Source organism: Burkholderia arboris (assembly GCF_038723655.1).
GTDB lineage: Bacteria > Pseudomonadota > Gammaproteobacteria > Burkholderiales > Burkholderiaceae > Burkholderia > Burkholderia arboris.
In genome coordinates this window covers 1,007,459-1,023,975 of the sequence record NZ_CP109821.1, presented here as the reverse complement: position 1 = coordinate 1,023,975, position 16,517 = coordinate 1,007,459, and the positions used below count along the sequence as shown (strand labels likewise).

The 16,517-nt window shown below is 66.7% G+C and carries 14 protein-coding genes and 1 tRNA gene; 3 read left to right on the top strand and 12 right to left on the bottom strand.

The genetic code is table 11. The features are described 5' to 3' along the window. The first annotated feature begins 108 nt into the window (after positions 1-108). Positions 109-1,677 (top strand): chloride channel protein, encoded by a 1,569-nt coding sequence (locus tag OHZ10_RS04835; RefSeq protein WP_256085673.1) that lies wholly within the window; start codon positions 109-111, stop codon positions 1,675-1,677. Between the two features lie 116 nt (positions 1,678-1,793). On the opposite strand, the gene OHZ10_RS04830 is transcribed toward OHZ10_RS04835, so the two are convergent. From OHZ10_RS04830 to OHZ10_RS04810, 5 genes are all read right to left on the bottom strand, one after another. After that, positions 1,794-2,195 (bottom strand): YXWGXW repeat-containing protein, encoded by a 402-nt coding sequence (locus tag OHZ10_RS04830; protein WP_256085672.1) that lies wholly within the window; start codon positions 2,193-2,195, stop codon positions 1,794-1,796. A gap of 160 nt (positions 2,196-2,355) precedes the next feature. After that, the gene (gene minE, locus OHZ10_RS04825; protein WP_006476634.1) at positions 2,356-2,610 is read right to left on the bottom strand and encodes a cell division topological specificity factor MinE; all 255 of its coding nucleotides are present in this window, start codon (positions 2,608-2,610) and stop codon (positions 2,356-2,358) included. A 12-nt stretch (positions 2,611-2,622) separates the two neighbouring features. Beyond that, entirely contained in the window at positions 2,623-3,438 is an 816-nt protein-coding gene (minD, locus tag OHZ10_RS04820) for a septum site-determining protein MinD (protein WP_059235599.1), read from the bottom strand. Positions 3,439-3,498: 60 nt separating this feature from the next. Next, on the bottom strand, positions 3,499-4,284 hold the full coding sequence (gene minC, locus OHZ10_RS04815; protein ID WP_059235601.1) for a septum site-determining protein MinC: 786 nt from the start codon (positions 4,282-4,284) through the stop codon (positions 3,499-3,501). A gap of 169 nt (positions 4,285-4,453) precedes the next feature. Continuing rightward, positions 4,454-5,077, bottom strand: a complete 624-nt coding sequence (locus OHZ10_RS04810) for a GNAT family N-acetyltransferase (protein WP_233464347.1) — start codon at positions 5,075-5,077, stop codon at positions 4,454-4,456. Between the two features lie 558 nt (positions 5,078-5,635). On the opposite strand from OHZ10_RS04810, the gene OHZ10_RS04805 reads away from it, so the two are divergent. Then, on the top strand, positions 5,636-6,796 hold the full coding sequence (locus OHZ10_RS04805; protein ID WP_059235603.1) for an alkane 1-monooxygenase: 1,161 nt from the start codon (positions 5,636-5,638) through the stop codon (positions 6,794-6,796). 63 nt (positions 6,797-6,859) lie between these two features. Here the strand turns inward: OHZ10_RS04805 and OHZ10_RS04800 are convergent, their stop codons facing one another. The 4 genes from OHZ10_RS04800 to serS all read right to left on the bottom strand — a co-directional run bounded on the left by OHZ10_RS04800 (position 6,860) and on the right by serS (position 11,177). Next, a complete protein-coding gene (locus OHZ10_RS04800; RefSeq protein WP_342703804.1) occupies positions 6,860-8,395 on the bottom strand; it encodes a methyl-accepting chemotaxis protein in 1,536 nt (511 codons plus the stop codon). A gap of 129 nt (positions 8,396-8,524) precedes the next feature. Continuing rightward, complete coding sequence (locus tag OHZ10_RS04795) at positions 8,525-9,469, bottom strand: phosphatase PAP2 family protein (RefSeq protein WP_063805258.1); 945 nt, start codon at positions 9,467-9,469, stop codon at positions 8,525-8,527. A 198-nt stretch (positions 9,470-9,667) separates the two neighbouring features. Continuing rightward, positions 9,668-9,758 (bottom strand) — tRNA-Ser (locus tag OHZ10_RS04790). Between the two features lie 117 nt (positions 9,759-9,875). Further along, the gene (serS, locus tag OHZ10_RS04785; protein WP_256085668.1) at positions 9,876-11,177 is read right to left on the bottom strand and encodes a serine--tRNA ligase; all 1,302 of its coding nucleotides are present in this window, start codon (positions 11,175-11,177) and stop codon (positions 9,876-9,878) included. Positions 11,178-11,427: 250 nt separating this feature from the next. Here serS and OHZ10_RS04780 point away from each other — a divergent pair, with 250 nt between their 5' ends. Next, positions 11,428-11,697 carry a DUF2164 domain-containing protein gene (locus OHZ10_RS04780; RefSeq protein ID WP_059235611.1) on the top strand — a complete coding sequence of 90 codons (270 nt, stop codon included), beginning with the start codon at positions 11,428-11,430 and terminating at the stop codon, positions 11,695-11,697. A gap of 45 nt (positions 11,698-11,742) precedes the next feature. Here the strand turns inward: OHZ10_RS04780 and OHZ10_RS04775 are convergent, their stop codons facing one another. From OHZ10_RS04775 to OHZ10_RS04765, 3 genes are all read right to left on the bottom strand, one after another. Continuing rightward, the gene (locus OHZ10_RS04775; protein ID WP_174994318.1) at positions 11,743-13,053 is read right to left on the bottom strand and encodes a replication-associated recombination protein A; all 1,311 of its coding nucleotides are present in this window, start codon (positions 13,051-13,053) and stop codon (positions 11,743-11,745) included. 163 nt (positions 13,054-13,216) lie between these two features. Continuing rightward, positions 13,217-13,906 carry an outer membrane lipoprotein chaperone LolA gene (gene lolA, locus OHZ10_RS04770; protein WP_174994317.1) on the bottom strand — a complete coding sequence of 230 codons (690 nt, stop codon included), beginning with the start codon at positions 13,904-13,906 and terminating at the stop codon, positions 13,217-13,219. 46 nt (positions 13,907-13,952) lie between these two features. Further along, positions 13,953-16,262 (bottom strand): DNA translocase FtsK, encoded by a 2,310-nt coding sequence (locus OHZ10_RS04765; RefSeq protein WP_059235616.1) that lies wholly within the window; start codon positions 16,260-16,262, stop codon positions 13,953-13,955. Positions 16,263-16,517 lie beyond the last annotated feature (255 nt).

Genomic DNA, 16,517 nt, shown 5'->3' with positions numbered 1-16,517 from the left:
CTTAAATTACATTTGCAACGAAATGCTACAAGCTTGCAAAACATTGTCACCCGACTGCGCGGCGCCGGTTCTTTTTATAATCGGTCCTTTGCCTGATGGCCCCCGCCGATGCCACGCCCTGCCATTCCCGCCCTGTTTCCCGCCCTCACTCGCCGCTCGCTGCGCATCTGGCGCCAGTACGGTGTCTTCTGGCTCGGCGCAATCGTCGTCGGCCTCGCGGCCGTGCTCTACGCGCGGTTGATCGACTGGGGCTACGAGACCTTCCGGGCGATGCGCGATCACGCCGTGTGGCTGCCGCTGCTGTTGACGCCGGCCATCGCCGCCGCGTCGGTCTGGCTCACGCGACGGTTCTTCCGCGGCGCCGAAGGCAGCGGCATCCCGCAGGTGATCGCCACCCTGCATGCGCGCCCGAGCGCGTTCGGCGCCCGGCTGCTGACGCTGCGCATCCTGTTCGGCAAGGTGCTGATCTCGCTCCTCGGCATCCTGGGCGGCTTCACGATCGGCCGCGAGGGGCCGACCGTGCAGGTCGGCGCGGCGCTGATGTTCAACCTGCGGCGCTTCTACCCGCGCTCCAATGCGCAGATCGAACGCCAGCTCGTGCTGGCCGGCGCGGCGGCCGGGCTGTCGGCCGCGTTCAACACGCCGCTCGCCGGGATCGTGTTCGCGATCGAGGAACTGACGCGCAGCTTCTCCGCGCGCGCCAGCGGCGTGCTGATCACCGCGATCATCCTCGCCGGCGTCGTCGCGCTCGGCCTGAACGGCAACTACACGTACTTCGGTACGATCGACACCGGCCCCCATTTCCCGAAGCTGCTGGCGGTCGCGGTGCTGGTCACCGCGATCGTGACGGGAATCGCGGGCGGCCTGTTCTGCTGGCTGCTGCTCAACACCGGGCGCTGGCTGCCCGCGCACCTGCTGGGCCTGTACCGCGAACGGCCAGTCACGTTCGCCGCGCTGTGCGGTTTCGCGATCGCCGTGGTCGGCCTCGTGTCGGGCGGCACGACCTTCGGCAGCGGCTACGCCGAGGCGCGCGGCCTGCTCGACGGCAGCCAGCACCTGTCGGTGTTCTATCCGTTCCTGAAGATGATCTCGATGGTCGCGTCGTACCTGCCGGGCATCCCGGGCGGGATCTTCGCGCCGTCGCTGTCGATCGGCGCCGGATTCGGCAACCTGCTGCACATCGTGTTCAGCAACATGAGCCTGCCGATGCTGATCGCGCTCGCGATGGTCGGCTATCTTGCGGCCGTCACGCAGTCGCCGATCACGTCGTTCGTGATCGTGATGGAGATGATCAATGGTCATGCCCTGGTGATCTCGCTGATGGCTACCGCGCTGGTGTCGAGCCGCGTATCGCGCTTTTTCGCGCCGCCGCTCTATGAAACGCTCGCACAGCGCTATCTCGCGCCGCCCGTCGCGGCCGCCGAACCTGCCGCGGCAACCACTGCGGCTGCAACCGCGACGACCGCCGCGACCGACGTGACCGACGTGACCGAACCTCAGGATGCAACCTCGGTCCCCGCCGATCCGCTCGACACGCTGCGCGACGAAGACCGTACCGCGCCCGCGGCTGCGGCCCCGGACGAAGGCGCGGCGCACCCGGCGGCCCCGCACGATGCCGGACCGGCTGCGTCCGGCGCGAACGGGCCGGCGCAACACGGCCCGCGCGACGCTCAGTAGATCACGACAGGGGCCGGCCGGTAGTAGACGGGACGCGCCGGCACGACGACGCACCCGGCCAGCGTGATCGCGACGAGCGCGATGGCGATGACGGTTCTTTTCATCACGCGGCTCCATCACGCCCAGTGGCCGCGCGTCCAGAACCAGTTCGGACCGCGCTGGTCCCAGTGGCCCGGCACCCATTGCATGCCGACGCGCTCGGCCTCCCAGTGGCCGCCGATCCACACATAGCGGCCCTGCTCCCAGCGCCAGTGCCCGCGCTCCCACACGTAGCCCACACGCGCGGTCGGCACGACCTCGTAGCGCACGGGCGGCGGCGCATTCGGCGAGACGATGACGACTTCCTCGGTACGCACGGCGACCGGCTCGGCGATAACCACACGCCCCTGCGGCGCGATCACGGGCGTGCCGACGAGAATTTCGTCCGCATGCGCGGCAAACGGCGCGACGACGGCTGACAAGCCCGCGGCAAACAGGGCGAGCGAAACGATACGACGTTGAACATGAGAGACAGCCATCACAACCTCCTGGTTGAACAAGTAACGCGAGCGTATTCGTTCAATGCGGGAGGGTCGATTACGGCCGACAGGCGCCGTGTTACGGCGTGCCCGAAAGTGCAACAGGGCGTAAGACGCGCACGGCGGCGGGTGCCGCCGTGCGGAGGGACTCCGGCAAGCGTCAGGCTTGCGGGATCTCGATCTTCACTTCGAGGACTTCGAGGTCGTCCTGGCGCTCGAGGCTCACGCGGATGTCATCGTCCGAAATATGGACATACTTCGAGATGACCGCGACCAGCTCCTTCTGCAGCGCCGGCAGGTAATCGGCCGGCGGCCGGCCACCGACCCGCTCGTGTGCGATGATGAGTTGCAGGCGCTCCTTCGCGACCGATGCAGACTTCTTCTTCTCGCCGAGGAGAAACGAAAGAATGGACATGGGCGGCCTCCGTTACTTGCTGCCGAAGAGGCGCTGCAGCAGGCCCGGCTTCTGGTAATCGGTGAAGCGCAGCGGCTTGTCCTCGCCGAGGAAGCGCGAGACGACATCCTTGTACGCTTCGGCGACGTCGGTACCGTCGATATGGACGGCCGGCAGACCCTGGTTCGATGCGTGCAGCACGGCTTCCGATTCCGGCACCACGCCGATCAGCTTGATGCGCAGGATCTCGCTGATGTCCTCGAGCGACAGCATCTCGCCTTCGCTCACGCGCTTCGGGCTGTAACGCGTGATCAGCAGGTGCTCCTTGATCGGATCCTTGCCTTCGGTCGCGCGCTTCGTCTTCGACGACAGGATGCCGAGAATGCGGTCCGAGTCGCGCACCGACGACACTTCCGGGTTCGTGACGATCAGCGCTTCATCCGCGAAGTACATCGCGTGCAGTGCACCCGCCTCGATACCGGCCGGCGAATCGCAGACGATGAATTCGAAGTCCATCGCGACGAGGTCGTTCAGCACCTTCTCGACGCCGTCGCGCGTCAGCGCATCCTTGTCGCGCGTCTGCGACGCCGGCAGGATGAACAGGTTCTCGCACTTCTTGTCCTTGATCAGCGCCTGGTTCAGGTTCGCTTCGCCCTGGATCACGTTCACGAGGTCATACACGACGCGACGCTCGCAGCCCATGATGAGATCGAGGTTGCGCAGGCCGACGTCGAAGTCGATCACGGCCGTCTTGTGGCCGCGCAGCGCGAGGCCCGACGCGAAGCTTGCGCTCGTCGTCGTCTTGCCCACGCCGCCCTTGCCCGAGGTCACCACGATGATTTTTGCCATTTACCCAATACCCTGTGTTCGTCAATGAGAGCCGATCGATCCGGAGCGCACCGCGTGAATTTACGTCAGGCGCAGCGGTTCGATCATCAGTTTTTCCTCTTCGAGCCGGATCTGCACCGATTTGCCCAGTACTTCGGCGGGCAGCGGGTTCTCGGTTGTTCGATAGATACCCGCGATCGAAATCAGTTCCGGCTCCAGACACGTGCAGAAAATGCGCGCGTCGTGATTGCCGTGCACGCCCGCGAGTGCGCGGCCGCGCAACGGCGCGTAGATGTGGATATTGCCTTCCGCGATGATTTCCGCACCGTGACTGACCGGCGCGAGCACCACGAGGTCTCCTTTCGCGTAAATCTGCTGCCCCGAACGCAACGGCCGGTCGATCACCAGTGTCTGGCCGCCGGCCTGCAAGAGCGTCGGCGCGGGTTCCGACGACTGTTCAGGCGCCGCTGCGGCTGCCGGAGCGGCGGCGGTCCCGACGGCTGGCACAGCCGCCGGTTCCGCTTCGTCGGCATGTTTCGCGGCCGGCGCGCGGCGGTCGCGCGCCTCGAGCAACGGCAGGCCGGCTTCCCCCGCCCAGCCCTGCGTTGCCAGTGCGACGACGCCCACCGGGCGCATCCGCACGTCGTTCAGCATCTGCCGGATGTCCGCGAGCGCGACGCGTTCGCCGTCAGCCAGGCGGCGGACGTCGATCGCGACGACATCGTCGGCGAAAAACTCGGGAGTCGCTTCGAAGCGCTTGACCAGTTCGGTACGCAACGCGTCGAGATCGGTCGTCTTCACGGTGAACAGCAACGTATCGACCGATCCGCTGCGCAGCTCGAAGAATGGCGATTTTTTAAGCGACATGGACACTCTGCAAAAATTTTTTGCGTATTTTACAGGCGTCCACGCGCGCAGCCATTATTTTTGGGACTCGGGGTTGCGGCGGCCCGGACGGGTACGCAACCGGCAGGCGGGCAGGCCAGCGGGCGATTCGATGTTCATCGCGCCGTGCAGCCCGCGTTTTGACGTCGCGTCAGTGCTTCACCTGCGACACGAACAACGATTTCATCGCGCCGGGCATCCGCGCGATCGGCGCATGTTCGCCGGTGTTGCCGAAACCCGCGCGCTCGTAGAAGCGGATCGCGTTGCGGTTCGCATCGGCGATCCATGCGTAGACATCGCTGGCGCCGCGTTCGGCAAGCCATGCGGTGGCCGTCTCCAGCAGCAGCACGCCGCCGCGCAGATGGCGCACCGCGTGCGCAACCCACAGCTCGCTGACGAACGCGCGCCGATCGGGCGTGTTGTCGAAATACGCGCCGATCATGCCGGCCGGATGGCCTTCGGTGTACAGCAGAAAAGTCGTCGACTCGTCGGACACGGCGCGCTGCGCGGCAATCGCCGACGCTGCGTCCGTTTCGACGTTCAGCAATTCGGCCTCCGGCGCTTCGCCGGGCGCGTAGGGCTCACGCAGCGATGCGGCGCGGAGTTCGCGATACACGCCGCCCTGGTCGGCAACGATACGACGAACGGTCAAGGTCGAACTCATGCAGGCACAGCCCCCTTCGGACAGCAAGCTATTAGCTTCAACCGAAAGCGGGGCATGAGTCAAATCGTTATTTTCAAATGGCGGCGCGGATTGAAAGGCAGCAGTTGTCATCAGCGCGATGCAGGCCCATCGGTGTGCAGGTGCAGCATCGGTGCATCGACGCAGGCTGCCGGGCGGCAATCGCAGGGCCGTCGCCCGGCGCTTCGCCCCGTTCGCCTTGCGATGCGCGGCCGTCGGGTTTCGGGTCGCATTGCGTCGCCCCGTCGCGGCCGTAACGCCGCGTAATACCGGCAAACAAAAATCGCGGTTCGCCCATCTTCGTCTCGCGCTCTTTATTGCGATGCAACATTTGTTGCGGACCCGCCAACCTCGCACGCGCGCGCAGCCTGTCACGCCATTCTTCTGACAATCTGCGCAGCCTGCGGGTCGATCCGGCCTCGCAAGCATGTTTCAATCAGCGCGCGCCGGCCCTTCCCCGCATGCGCCGCACGCCCCCCGTTCGTTTGGAGCGCCGTGCCTAGCGCTGGCGTTTGGCAAGCGTGCGCGCGAGTCGTATAACAGGCAGAACCGGGCAACGATCCGGTGCCGCCGCGCGCGCGTCGCGGACCCACGAGGATTCGAACAACCGTGCATGCGGCCGCCCGCGGGCCGGCCGACTGGAGGGAGACAATGGCAATGACCGACGGATCGGCTTCGGGCTGGTCGGATGGGAAGCGTTACCTGTGGCTGCTCGGCGCACTGACGATCACGCTGCCGATCCTCGCCGCGCAGCTCGCGCTGTCGACGGGCCTGCACGTGTTCTGGTGGTTCGGCCCGCTGTTCGCGTTCGGCGTGATCCCGGTCCTCGACACGCTGATCGGCGACGATCGCGACAATCCGCCCGAGGCCGTCGTGCCGCACCTCGAACGCGAGCGCTATTACCGGTACATCGTCTATCTCGCGACCTTCGTCGAATACGTCGCGTTCTTCGCCTGCGTGTGGATCGTCGGCACGCACGCGCTCGCGTGGTACGACTATGTCGGCTTCGCGCTGTCGCTCGGCGCCGCGACGGGCATCTCGATCAATACCGCGCACGAACTCGGGCACAAGACCGACCGCTTCGAACGCTGGCTCGCGAAGATCACACTCGCGCCGGTCGCGTACGGCCACTTCTACGTCGAGCACAATCGCGGCCATCACGTGCGCGTCGCGACAGCCGAGGATCCGGCGAGCGCGCGCTACGGCGAGTCGTTCTGGGCGTTCCTGCCCCGCACGGTAACCGGCAGCATCCGTTCGGCATGGCGGCTCGAAAAGGCCCGCCTCGAGCGGCTCGGACATTCGCCGTGGACCTGGCGCAACGAAGTGCTGCACGCATGGGCGATGACCGTCGTCGTCTGGGGCATCGCGATCGCGATGGCCGGCAAGGTGGTGATCCCGTTCCTCGTGATCCAGGCCGTCTACGGCGCCTCGCTGCTCGAAGTCGTGAACTACGTCGAGCACTACGGGCTCGGCCGCCGCAAGCTGCCGAGCGGCCGCTACGAACGCTGCACGCCGCAGCATTCGTGGAACAGCAATCACGTCGTCACCAACCTGTTCCTGTACCAGTTGCAGCGGCACGCCGACCATCACGCGAACCCGACGCGCTCGTACCAGGCGTTGCGCCACTTCGACGATTCGCCGCAACTGCCGGCCGGCTACGCGACGATGATCCTGTTCGCGTACGTGCCGCCGCTCTGGTATCGCGTGATGAATCCGCGCGTCGTCGCGCACTATCGCGGCGACATGGCGCATTCGAACATCAAGCCGTCGATCCGCGCCAGGGTGCTCGCGCAGTATCCGGCCGCGGCGTGATGGGCGGGCAAGCGCCGGGGAGACGCCGGCATCCGGTTCAGCCGGCGCCCGACCGCGGTCCCGTTACGCAGGCTCCCGCAGCCTGAACACGGCCACCGCGTGCCGCAGTGCGCTCGCCTGCTCGGCCAGTGCCTGCGTCGCGGCCGTGGCCTGCTCGACGAGCGCCGCGTTGCGCTGCGTCGCCTCGTCCATCTGCGTGACCGCGACATTCACCTGCTGAATGCCGCCGCTCTGTTCCTGCGACGCAGACGAGATCTCGCCGACGATCGTCGTCACGCGCTGCACCGCGCCCACGATCTCGTGAATCGATTCGCCCGCGCGGCCGATCAGCACGGCGCCCTCGTCGACCCGCTGCGTCGATTGCTCGATGAGCCCCTTGATCTCCTTCGCAGCCGACGCGCTGCGCTGTGCAAGCGTGCGCACTTCCGCCGCGACGACTGCGAAGCCGCGCCCCTGCTCGCCCGCGCGCGCCGCCTCCACCGCCGCGTTCAACGCGAGGATGTTGGTCTGGAAGGCGATACCGTCGATCACCGTGATGATTTCGCCGACCTTCGCCGCGCTGTCGGCGATGCCGTTCATCGTGTGGACCGCGTCCGTCATGACGCCGCCGCCGGCCGACGCGATATGCGACGCGTCGCGCGCCAGCTGCGCCGCATGCTGGGCGTGCTCGGCCGACTGGCGCACGATGCCGGTCAACTGGGTCATGCTGGCGGCCGTCTCCTCGAGCGACGCGGCCTGCGACTCGGTACGCGCCGACAGATCGTGATTGCCCGACGCGATCTGCGCGCTCGCGGTTGCGACGGCTTCGGCATGCGTACGCACCTCGAGCACGACACCGGACAGGCTCGCCTGCATCGTCTGCAGCGCGCGCAGCAGATCGGCGATCTCGTCGCGGCCGGTTGCGTCGACGTCGCGCGTCAGGTCGCCTTCGGCGACAGCCTGCGCGCACGCCACCGCACGGTCGAGCGGACGCAGGATCGCACGGCTGAACAGGAACGCGCCGGCCATCGCGACGCCGAGCACGACCAGCATCAGCGCGAGGCTCGCGGTGGTCGCGTGCCGCGCGTCGCGACTCGCCTGCGCCGACACGGCGGCGCTCTCGGCAGCGATCGACTTTGCCGCTTGCTCCAGCAGTGCCGCGGGTTCGCGGTCGACGCCCGCCACGGCGGCATCGCCGGCCGATGACTCGAAACCGGCGGCCTTGAACGCGTCGAAGCCGCGCCGGTAGCCATCGCCCATCGCCGTATGCGCGCGCATGAACTGCTCGACGAGAGCGAGACTGTTGCCGGGCGGCAACTGGCGGACGAGCTGCGCGCCGAGCGAATCGACCGCACGTTCGCGCGTCTGGAACGCCTGCCAGTACCGGTCGAGATTGTCGGGCTGCTTGCCGCGCAACAGCGTGTCCTTCCATTCCTGCACCTGCAGCTTGAACTGCACGAGCGTGGCCGACACAAGCCGTTCGTCGCCGACGTTCGCCTGCACGTCTTCGGCGAACGTATCGATCGAACGGTTGAGGATGTGAATACCGTACAGCGCGCCACAGAACATCAGCAACAGCGCGACGGCGAATGCGAGGGGAATCTTGTAGCTCAGCTTCATGGGACCTTGAATCGACGGAGAACGATGCGGCCCGGCTTGGATGCCGGCCGCCGCACCGTGTTAACGGCGCCGGGATCGAAGGCTTAAAACTGAGGAAAGCGGTACAGCCCGGGGTGCGGCACGGGCTGCTCAGGTCGGATGCGTTGCGCGCGGCCCGGCTGCCGCGGCGGTGCGTGAGCCCGCCGTCCAGCGGCGCACGACGGCGATCGACACCCCGCCGAATACGATCCCGGCAATCACGTCGGCCAGGTAATGGCCGCCCTGTGTCGGGGTCGCCGCGAGCATCGTCGCGTTCAGGACGGCCGCCGCGGGAAACACATAACGCACATGCCGCACCGCGTAGGCGAGCAACAGCGCGAGCATCGCGTGAAATGACGGCAACGACACGAGCCCCTGCGATTCGGACAGGTTGAATTGCCGAAGCTGTCCGTTACGCAGCAGGTCGTAGTGAGACACGGTCGACACCGTGCCCGGTTCGGTGACGCCGAAATGGACAAATGCGCTTTGTGCCGGGAACGGCGTCGAGATCAGGACAACGATCAGCAGCGCGACGGCGAACAGCGCGATGAATTCGGCGAGGTCGTCATGCCGCCGCGTGGTGGCGAGAATGAACGGGACGGCGATCAGTTGCACGATGCTGCTGCGGTACGCGAACTCGAGCACGCGGTGCAGTTCCGCATGCGCATTCACCCAGCGATAAAAGTCGAGCCAGTGGAAACCGAGCAATGCGTCGAACCGGACGAGACCGGCTTCGATCGACGGCGGCGCGAGTGCGACACACAGGTAGTCGAGCACGACGATGGCCTGGCTGAAGGCGGCAATCGCCACGATGCACAGCAGCGCCAGCACCGATTCGCGCAGCCACCCTGCGCGTGCGTGCTCGCGATAGCGCCTCTTGTGCGACAACGCGATCAGCACGACGGTGGCGGCACCTGCTGCCAGCCCTGCAACGGACACCGCATTGCCGACCACCAGCGCAATGCCTGCGCGGTGCGCGCCGCGGATGTCCACGACTGCGATGACGGCAGTCAGCAGTGCAATGGCCGTCAGGACTTTCGACAGTCGGTTCGTCATGGAGTGAGGTGCGTCACGCAGCGAGACTGCATCGAAGATGCGGCACGCATCGTGCGCGCAGTTGGTCGCCATCGTATCAGCACGATACGGTGCGCCGGTAGCCGGCGTGCTGCCAAGGCATCGCCAACGATGCAGTCGCACTACAGACCCAAAAACGAAAAACCCCGTGATCCTTTCAGATCACGGGGCTTCGTATTTTGGCGGAGAGGGTGGGATTCGAACCCACGGTACGGGGAAACCGTACGCCTGATTTCGAGTCAGGTACATTCGACCACTCTGCCACCTCTCCTTCCTTGCTGCATTTCGCGGTTGGTCGTTTCCGCGAAAGAAAAGATTATAAGACGATCTCTTCGAGGATGACAAGCCCTTTGTGCAAATTATTTTACGAGGGCTTCGAAGGCCTGCGTTACGACGCCTGTGCCGGCGCGTCGATGCGCGCCATGCCACCCATGTACGGACGCAGTGCTTCCGGCACCGTGACCGAACCGTCGGCGTTCTGGTAGTTCTCCAGCACCGCGACGAGCGTGCGGCCAACTGCAAGGCCCGAACCGTTCAGCGTATGCACGAGCTCCGGCTTGCCCTGCGCATTGCGAAAACGCGCCTGCATCCGGCGCGCCTGGAACGCCTCGGTGTTCGAGCAGCTCGAGATCTCGCGATAGGTGTTCTGCGCGGGCAGCCACACTTCGAGATCGAACGTCTTCGCGGCCGAGAAACCCATGTCGCCGGTACACAGCGTGATCACGCGGTACGGCAGGCCGAGCTTCTGCAGAATCGCTTCCGCGTGGCCGACCATCTCGTCGAGGGCCGCATACGATGCTTCCGGCGCGACGACCTGCACCATCTCGACCTTGTCGAACTGGTGCTGGCGGATCATCCCGCGCGTGTCGCGGCCGTACGAACCGGCTTCCGAGCGGAAGCACGGGGAATGCGCGGTCAGCTTGATCGGCAGCGCGGCTGCGTCGACGATCGACTCGCGCACGGTGTTCGTCAGCGAGATCTCGGACGTGGAAATCAGGTACTGCGTGACCGTGTTCTCCGCACCGCCCTTCTCGACGCGGAACATGTCGTCCGCGAACTTCGGCAGTTGGCCCGTACCGTAGAGGATCTCCGGATTCACGATGTACGGCGTGTACGTCTCGGTGTAGCCGTGCTGCTGCGTGTGCGTGTCGATCATGAACTGCGCGAGTGCGCGGTGCAGGCGCGCGATCGGGCCGCGCAGCATCGTGAAACGCGCACCGGCGAGCTTCGCGCCCGTCTCGAAATCGAGGCCGAGCGGCGTGCCGACATCGACGTGATCCTTCACCTCGAAGTCGAACTGGCGCGGCGTGCCCCAGCGGCGTGCCTCGACGTTGTCGGCTTCGTCCTTGCCGACCGGCACGCTTTCGTGCGCGACGTTCGGCATGCCCAGCATCAGGTCGGACAGACGCGCCTGGATGTCGCCGAGCTTGGCTTCCGACGCCTTCATGTCGTCGCCGATCCCGCCGACCTCGGCCATCACGGCCGACGTGTCCTCGCCCTTCCCCTTCATCGCGCCGATCTGCTTCGACAGGCTGTTGCGGCGCGCCTGGAGCTCTTCGGTGTGGGTCTGGATCGCGCGGCGTTCCGCTTCGAGAGCGGAGAACGCGGCGACGTCGAGGGTGTAGCCGCGATCGGCGAGGCGCTTCGCGACGCCGTCGAGGTCTTTGCGCAGCAACTGGATGTCGAGCATGGGAGGACTTGGAAAATCGTTGTGTAAGACGGGAATTCTAACGCACCGCGCGGCCGCCACGGCATTGGCCGGACGGACAATGCCGCAAACGGGCGGCGGCCGTGGCAGTATGGCCTTGCCGGGCCGCAACGTCGGCTGCCGGCGAATCGCGGCGCGTCGCACGGTTGCCGATCGCAAATGCCGGTGCCGGCTGGCGGCAAGGGATCGCGCGAAGCGCCGGCTCCGCATCACCGCAACCCCGGGGAACCCGATGGCCATCGAGCTCGACAAGGATGTCCGCGATCGCGCAGTCGCGTCGCTGCAACGCTATTTCACAGAAAACATGGACGAGCCGATCGGCAACATCCAGGCCGGCGCACTGCTGCATTTCTTCATCGAGGACATCGCGCCGGCGATCTACAACCTCGCGATCGCCGACGCGCAGGAACGCCTGCACGCGCGCGTCGCCGAACTCGACATCGAATGTCACGAGGAGCCGTTCGAATACTGGAAGAAACAGCAGCCGGGCCGCAAGCGCTGACGCAGCGGCCGCCGCGCAGGCCCGACCGGCCCACGCGTTGCCGCGTCAGTCCTTCTTGCCGGCCTCACGGTCGAGTTCGCGCAGCCACGCAAGCTTGTCGGCGATCTTCGATTCGAGCCCGCGCGGCACCGGCTGGTACCAGCGCGGCTCGCGCATTCCGTCCGGCAGGTACGTCTCGCCGGCGGCATACGCGTTCGGCTCGTCGTGCGCGTAACGGTACGCATGGCCGTAGCCGAGTTCCTTCATCAGCTTGGTCGGCGCGTTGCGCAGATGCACGGGCACCTCGCGCGACTTGTCCTGCTTCACGAACGCCATCGCCTGGTTGAACGCGTTGTAGCCGGCGTTGCTCTTCGCCGCGCACGCAAGATAGATCACCGCCTGCCCGAGCGCGAGTTCGCCTTCCGGCGAGCCGAGCCGCTCGTAGGTTTCGGCCGCGTCGTTCGCCATCTGCAGCGCGCGCGGATCGGCGAGGCCGATGTCTTCCCACGCCATCCGCACGATGCGCCGCGCGAGATACTTCGGATCGGCGCCGCCGTCGATCATCCGGCAGAACCAGTACAGCGCGCCGTCCGGGCTCGACCCGCGCACCGACTTGTGCAGCGCCGAGATCTGGTCGTAGAAGTTGTCGCCGCCCTTGTCGAAGCGCCGCGCGTTCAGCGTCATCGCGCTGCTGACGAATTCGGCATCGATCGTCGCGGTGCCGGCCGACGTCGCCGCCGTCTGCGCCTGTTCGAGCAGGTTCAGGAAGCGGCGCGCGTCGCCGTCCGCATAGCCGACCAGCGTATCGATCGCCTTGTCGTCGAACGACAGGCCGTCGAGCGCGATTTCCTGCGCGCGCTTCAGCAACTGGCGCATCTCGTCGTCGTCCAGCGACTTCAGCACGTACACCTGCGCCCGCGACAGCAATGCCGAATTGACCTCGAAGCTCGGATTCTCGGTCGTCGCGCCGATGAAGGTCACGAGCCCCGACTCGACGAACGGCAGCAACGCATCCTGCTGCCCCTTGTTGAAGCGGTGGATCTCGTCGACGAACAGGATCGTGTGGCGGCCGGTGCGGTTCAGCGTGTCCCTCGCCTGCTCCATCGACTCGCGGATGTCCTTCACGCCGCCGAGCACCGCGGACAGCGCAATGAACTCGCAGTCGAACGCAAGCGCGGTGAGCCGGGCGAGCGTCGTCTTGCCGACGCCGGGCGGCCCCCACAGGATCATCGAATGCGGCTTGCCCGACTCGAACGCGAGCCGCAGCGGCTTGCCTTCGCCCAGCAAATGCGTCTGGCCGATCACCTCGGCGAGCGTCTTCGGCCGCAGCGCCTCGGCGAGCGGGCGGCGCGGCTCGACTTGAAACAGGTCGGACATGAACCCTCGCTCCACATCAAACGATGGCGGCCGAACCGGCCGCCGGACCCGACATTATGACAGCCGCGCGACGGCACCGCCGCGCCCGGTGCCCGCGCCCGGAAACAACACGGGCCTGCCGTCACCGGCAGGCCCGTTGCGCAAGAGCGGCGCGCGGCGCCGGTCAGCCGGTGATCACGTCGGCGCCCTTCGGCACCACGAACTTGAACGTATCGCCCTTCAGCGGCGGGTTCGTCTGGATGTTCGTGAAGGTCAGCAGCGTGACGTTGCCGAACACGTCGTGCAGTTCCATCGCGGCGAGCGTGCCGTTCCGGAAACCGATGCCGATCCGCTGGAACTGCGTGTCCTGCGCCTTCGGCAACATCTCGAGCCACTCGATGCCGCCCTTCTCGCCGGCATCGCGCAGCGTGTAGTTCTTGTCGAGATCGTTGCTGCCGAACAGGATCGCGGCGGGGCTCGCGCCCAGCGCGCCGTTCAGCTTGCGCTCGGTGACCTGGTTCAGGTCGCGGTCGTACACGTAGAGCTTGTCGCCGTCGGCCTGCAGCACCTGCTGGTACGGCTTCTGGTACGTCCAGATGAACTTGCCGGGACGCGCGAACACGAACGTGCCGCTCGAATTGTCGGTGGGCTTCGGTGCGGCCTGCGCGGCGCTCGCGCCCTTGGCCGGCGCCTTGACGATCTGCTGCGTGAAATCGCCCTTCGCCGAACGCACCTGCGACACGAAGGCCTTCAGCTGCTCGGTACCGCCCGCGAACGCGTGCGTCGCCGCGAGCATCAGCGATGCGCCGGCGAGCGCCGCGCCGAGCCAGCGCCGCGTCGAACGAAGGGAAGGGGCGAACGAAAGTTGCTGCATGATGCGGTTTTCTCCCTGGGTGGCCGGCGCTGCGGGCGCCGCGGACTCATTCCGCGTCGCGCGCCGGCACAAGAATTTCGCGGTTGCCGCTCGACGACATCGCCGACACGAGCCCCGACTGTTCCATCTGCTCGAGCAGCCGCGCCGCGCGGTTGTAGCCGATCCGCAGATGACGCTGCACGAGCGAGATCGACGCGCGGCGGTTCTTGATGACGATCTCGACTGCCTGGTCGTACAGCGGATCAGACTCGTCGCCGCCTTCACCGGTTCCCGCGCCGGCCGAGCCCTCGTCGCCGTCGGCGGTGCCGCCTTCGAGCAGGCCCTCGACGTAGTTCGGTTCGCCGTGCTCCTTGAGCTTCTCGACGACGCGATGCACTTCGTCGTCGGCGACGAACGCGCCGTGCACGCGCACCGGCAGCCCGGTGCCGGGCGCCAGATACAGCATGTCGCCCATCCCGAGCAGCGATTCGGCGCCCATCTGGTCGAGAATCGTGCGCGAGTCGATCTTCGACGACACCTGGAACGCGATCCGCGTCGGCACGTTCGCCTTGATCAGGCCCGTGATCACGTCGACGGACGGACGCTGCGTCGCGAGGATCAGGTGGATGCCGGCCGCGCGCGCCTTCTGCGCGATCCGCGCGATCAGTTCCTCGACCTTCTTGCCGACGACCATCATCAGGTCGGCCAGCTCGTCGATCACGACGACGATGTTCGGCAGGCGGCCGAGCGGCTCCGGATCCTCGGGCGTCAGGCTGAACGGATTCGGGATCTTCTCCTCGCGCTTCGCCGCGTCGTCGATCTTGTTGTTGTAGCCGGCGAGGTTACGCACGCCGAGCTTGCTCATCAGCTTGTAGCGGCGCTCCATCTCCGCGACCGTCCAGTTCAGCGCATGGCCGGCCTGGCGCATGTCGGTGACGACCGGGCACAGCAGGTGCGGAATGCCTTCGTAGACGCTCATTTCGAGCATCTTCGGATCGATCAGGATCAGGCGCACCTGTTCGGCGGTGGCCTTGTACAGCAGCGACAGGATCATCGCGTTGATCCCGACCGACTTGCCCGAACCGGTCGTGCCGGCCACCAGCAGGTGCGGCATCTTCGCGAGATCTGCGCACACCGGCTTGCCGCCGATGTCCTTGCCGAGGCTCAGCGTCAGCGCCGACGACGCGGCCGCGTACACCTCGGAACCGATGATCTCGGACAGGTGCACGGTCTGGCGGCGCTGGTTCGGCAGCTCGAGCGCCATGTAGTTCTTGCCGGGGATCGTCTCGACGACGCGGATCGACACGAGCGACAGCGAGCGCGCGAGATCCTTCGCGAGGTTGACGATCTGGCTGCCCTTCACGCCGGTAGCCGGCTCGATCTCGTAGCGCGTGACGACCGGGCCCGGATACGCGGCGACGACGCTCGCCTCGACGCCGAAGTCCTTCAGCTTCTTCTCGATCAGGCGCGACGTGAATTCGAGCGTATCGGCGGAAATCGCTTCCTGCGTCTTCGGCGCGGGGTCGAGCAGCGACACCGGCGGCAGCGTCGAATCGCCCGGCAGGTCGGTGAACAGCGGCACCTGGCGCTCGCGCTCGACGCGCTCGGATTTCGCCGGCGTGACGACCGGCGGCACGATCGTCACCGGCTCGTGATCCTCGATGCGCACGCGCTCCTCTTCGACCTTGCCTTCGCGGCGCACGGCCGCGGCCTCGCCGAGCTTGCGGTCGCGCTCGGCCTCGCGGCGCAGCTTCGCGACGTTGACGGCGGACAGGATCGCGCCGCCGACGCGCTCGGCGACCGACAGCCACGAGAAGCGGAAATACAGCGACAGGCCGATCGCGAGCGCGATCAGCAGCAGCAGCGTGCCGCCCGTGAAGCCGAACGCATGCGACATCGCGCCCGCGACGGCCTCGCCGACGACGCCGCCCGGCGCGCGCGGCAACTGCACCTTCAGCGACCACATGCGCAGCGCCTCGATGCCGTCGCACGCGAGCACGACCAGCACGAACGCAAAGATTTCGGTGAGCCAGCCGATCGGCCGCTCGGGTTCGTCGGGAATCGCCTCGTGGCGCGTGATGCGACGGTAGTTCGCGGCGATGCGCCGCCCGAGCGGCACGATCAGCCAGTAGGCCGACAGGCCGAACAGCAGCAGGATGATGTCGGCCGTCCACGCGCCGACGCGGCCGGCCCAGTTCGAGATGTGATCGACCTGGGCGGCGTGCGTCCAGCTCGGATCGCGCCGGCTGTAGCTCAGCAGGGCCATCACCAGAAACGCACAGAGCGCAACCTGGAGAATCCAGCGGATCTCCGTAAGGAGCTTCGACATCCGGTGCGGCAACGCCTGTGCCTGGGCGGAATAAGGAGCTTTTGCCATGAATCCGTATAAAGAGGACGGGCTGCGGGCCCGCCTGTCGTTCGATCCCGCATATTGTAAGCGCTGCACCGGGCCGCCAAGTGTAAATGACGGTTACATAACGGGGCCGGGGTCAGGCCGGCGCGCCGGATGCGCTTCGCAGCCGCCCTTTCGCTCCGGTCCGACCGGCCGTCGGGCGCCGCCGGTCCGCCACCGCGATTCGGCGCCGCGCCCCGCCGTGCACGTGCGGCAACGCGCCGCCGCGCGCCCTGCCCG

Excerpts from the sequence above, each read along its gene's own strand:
- OHZ10_RS04835 (WP_256085673.1), top strand. The coding sequence starts at position 109 with ATGCCACGCCCTGCCATTCCCGCCCTGTTTCCCGCCCTCACTCGCCGC.
- OHZ10_RS04830 (WP_256085672.1), bottom strand. The coding sequence starts at position 2,195 with ATGGCTGTCTCTCATGTTCAACGTCGTATCGTTTCGCTCGCCCTGTTT.
- minE (WP_006476634.1), bottom strand. The coding sequence starts at position 2,610 with ATGTCCATTCTTTCGTTTCTCCTCGGCGAGAAGAAGAAGTCTGCATCG.
- minD (WP_059235599.1), bottom strand. The coding sequence starts at position 3,438 with ATGGCAAAAATCATCGTGGTGACCTCGGGCAAGGGCGGCGTGGGCAAG.
- minC (WP_059235601.1), bottom strand. The coding sequence starts at position 4,284 with ATGTCGCTTAAAAAATCGCCATTCTTCGAGCTGCGCAGCGGATCGGTC.
- OHZ10_RS04810 (WP_233464347.1), bottom strand. The coding sequence starts at position 5,077 with ATGACAACTGCTGCCTTTCAATCCGCGCCGCCATTTGAAAATAACGAT.
- OHZ10_RS04805 (WP_059235603.1), top strand. The coding sequence starts at position 5,636 with ATGGCAATGACCGACGGATCGGCTTCGGGCTGGTCGGATGGGAAGCGT.
- OHZ10_RS04800 (WP_342703804.1), bottom strand. The coding sequence starts at position 8,395 with ATGAAGCTGAGCTACAAGATTCCCCTCGCATTCGCCGTCGCGCTGTTG.
- OHZ10_RS04795 (WP_063805258.1), bottom strand. The coding sequence starts at position 9,469 with ATGACGAACCGACTGTCGAAAGTCCTGACGGCCATTGCACTGCTGACT.
- serS (WP_256085668.1), bottom strand. The coding sequence starts at position 11,177 with ATGCTCGACATCCAGTTGCTGCGCAAAGACCTCGACGGCGTCGCGAAG.
- OHZ10_RS04780 (WP_059235611.1), top strand. The coding sequence starts at position 11,428 with ATGGCCATCGAGCTCGACAAGGATGTCCGCGATCGCGCAGTCGCGTCG.
- OHZ10_RS04775 (WP_174994318.1), bottom strand. The coding sequence starts at position 13,053 with ATGTCCGACCTGTTTCAAGTCGAGCCGCGCCGCCCGCTCGCCGAGGCG.
- lolA (WP_174994317.1), bottom strand. The coding sequence starts at position 13,906 with ATGCAGCAACTTTCGTTCGCCCCTTCCCTTCGTTCGACGCGGCGCTGG.
- OHZ10_RS04765 (WP_059235616.1), bottom strand. The coding sequence starts at position 16,262 with ATGGCAAAAGCTCCTTATTCCGCCCAGGCACAGGCGTTGCCGCACCGG.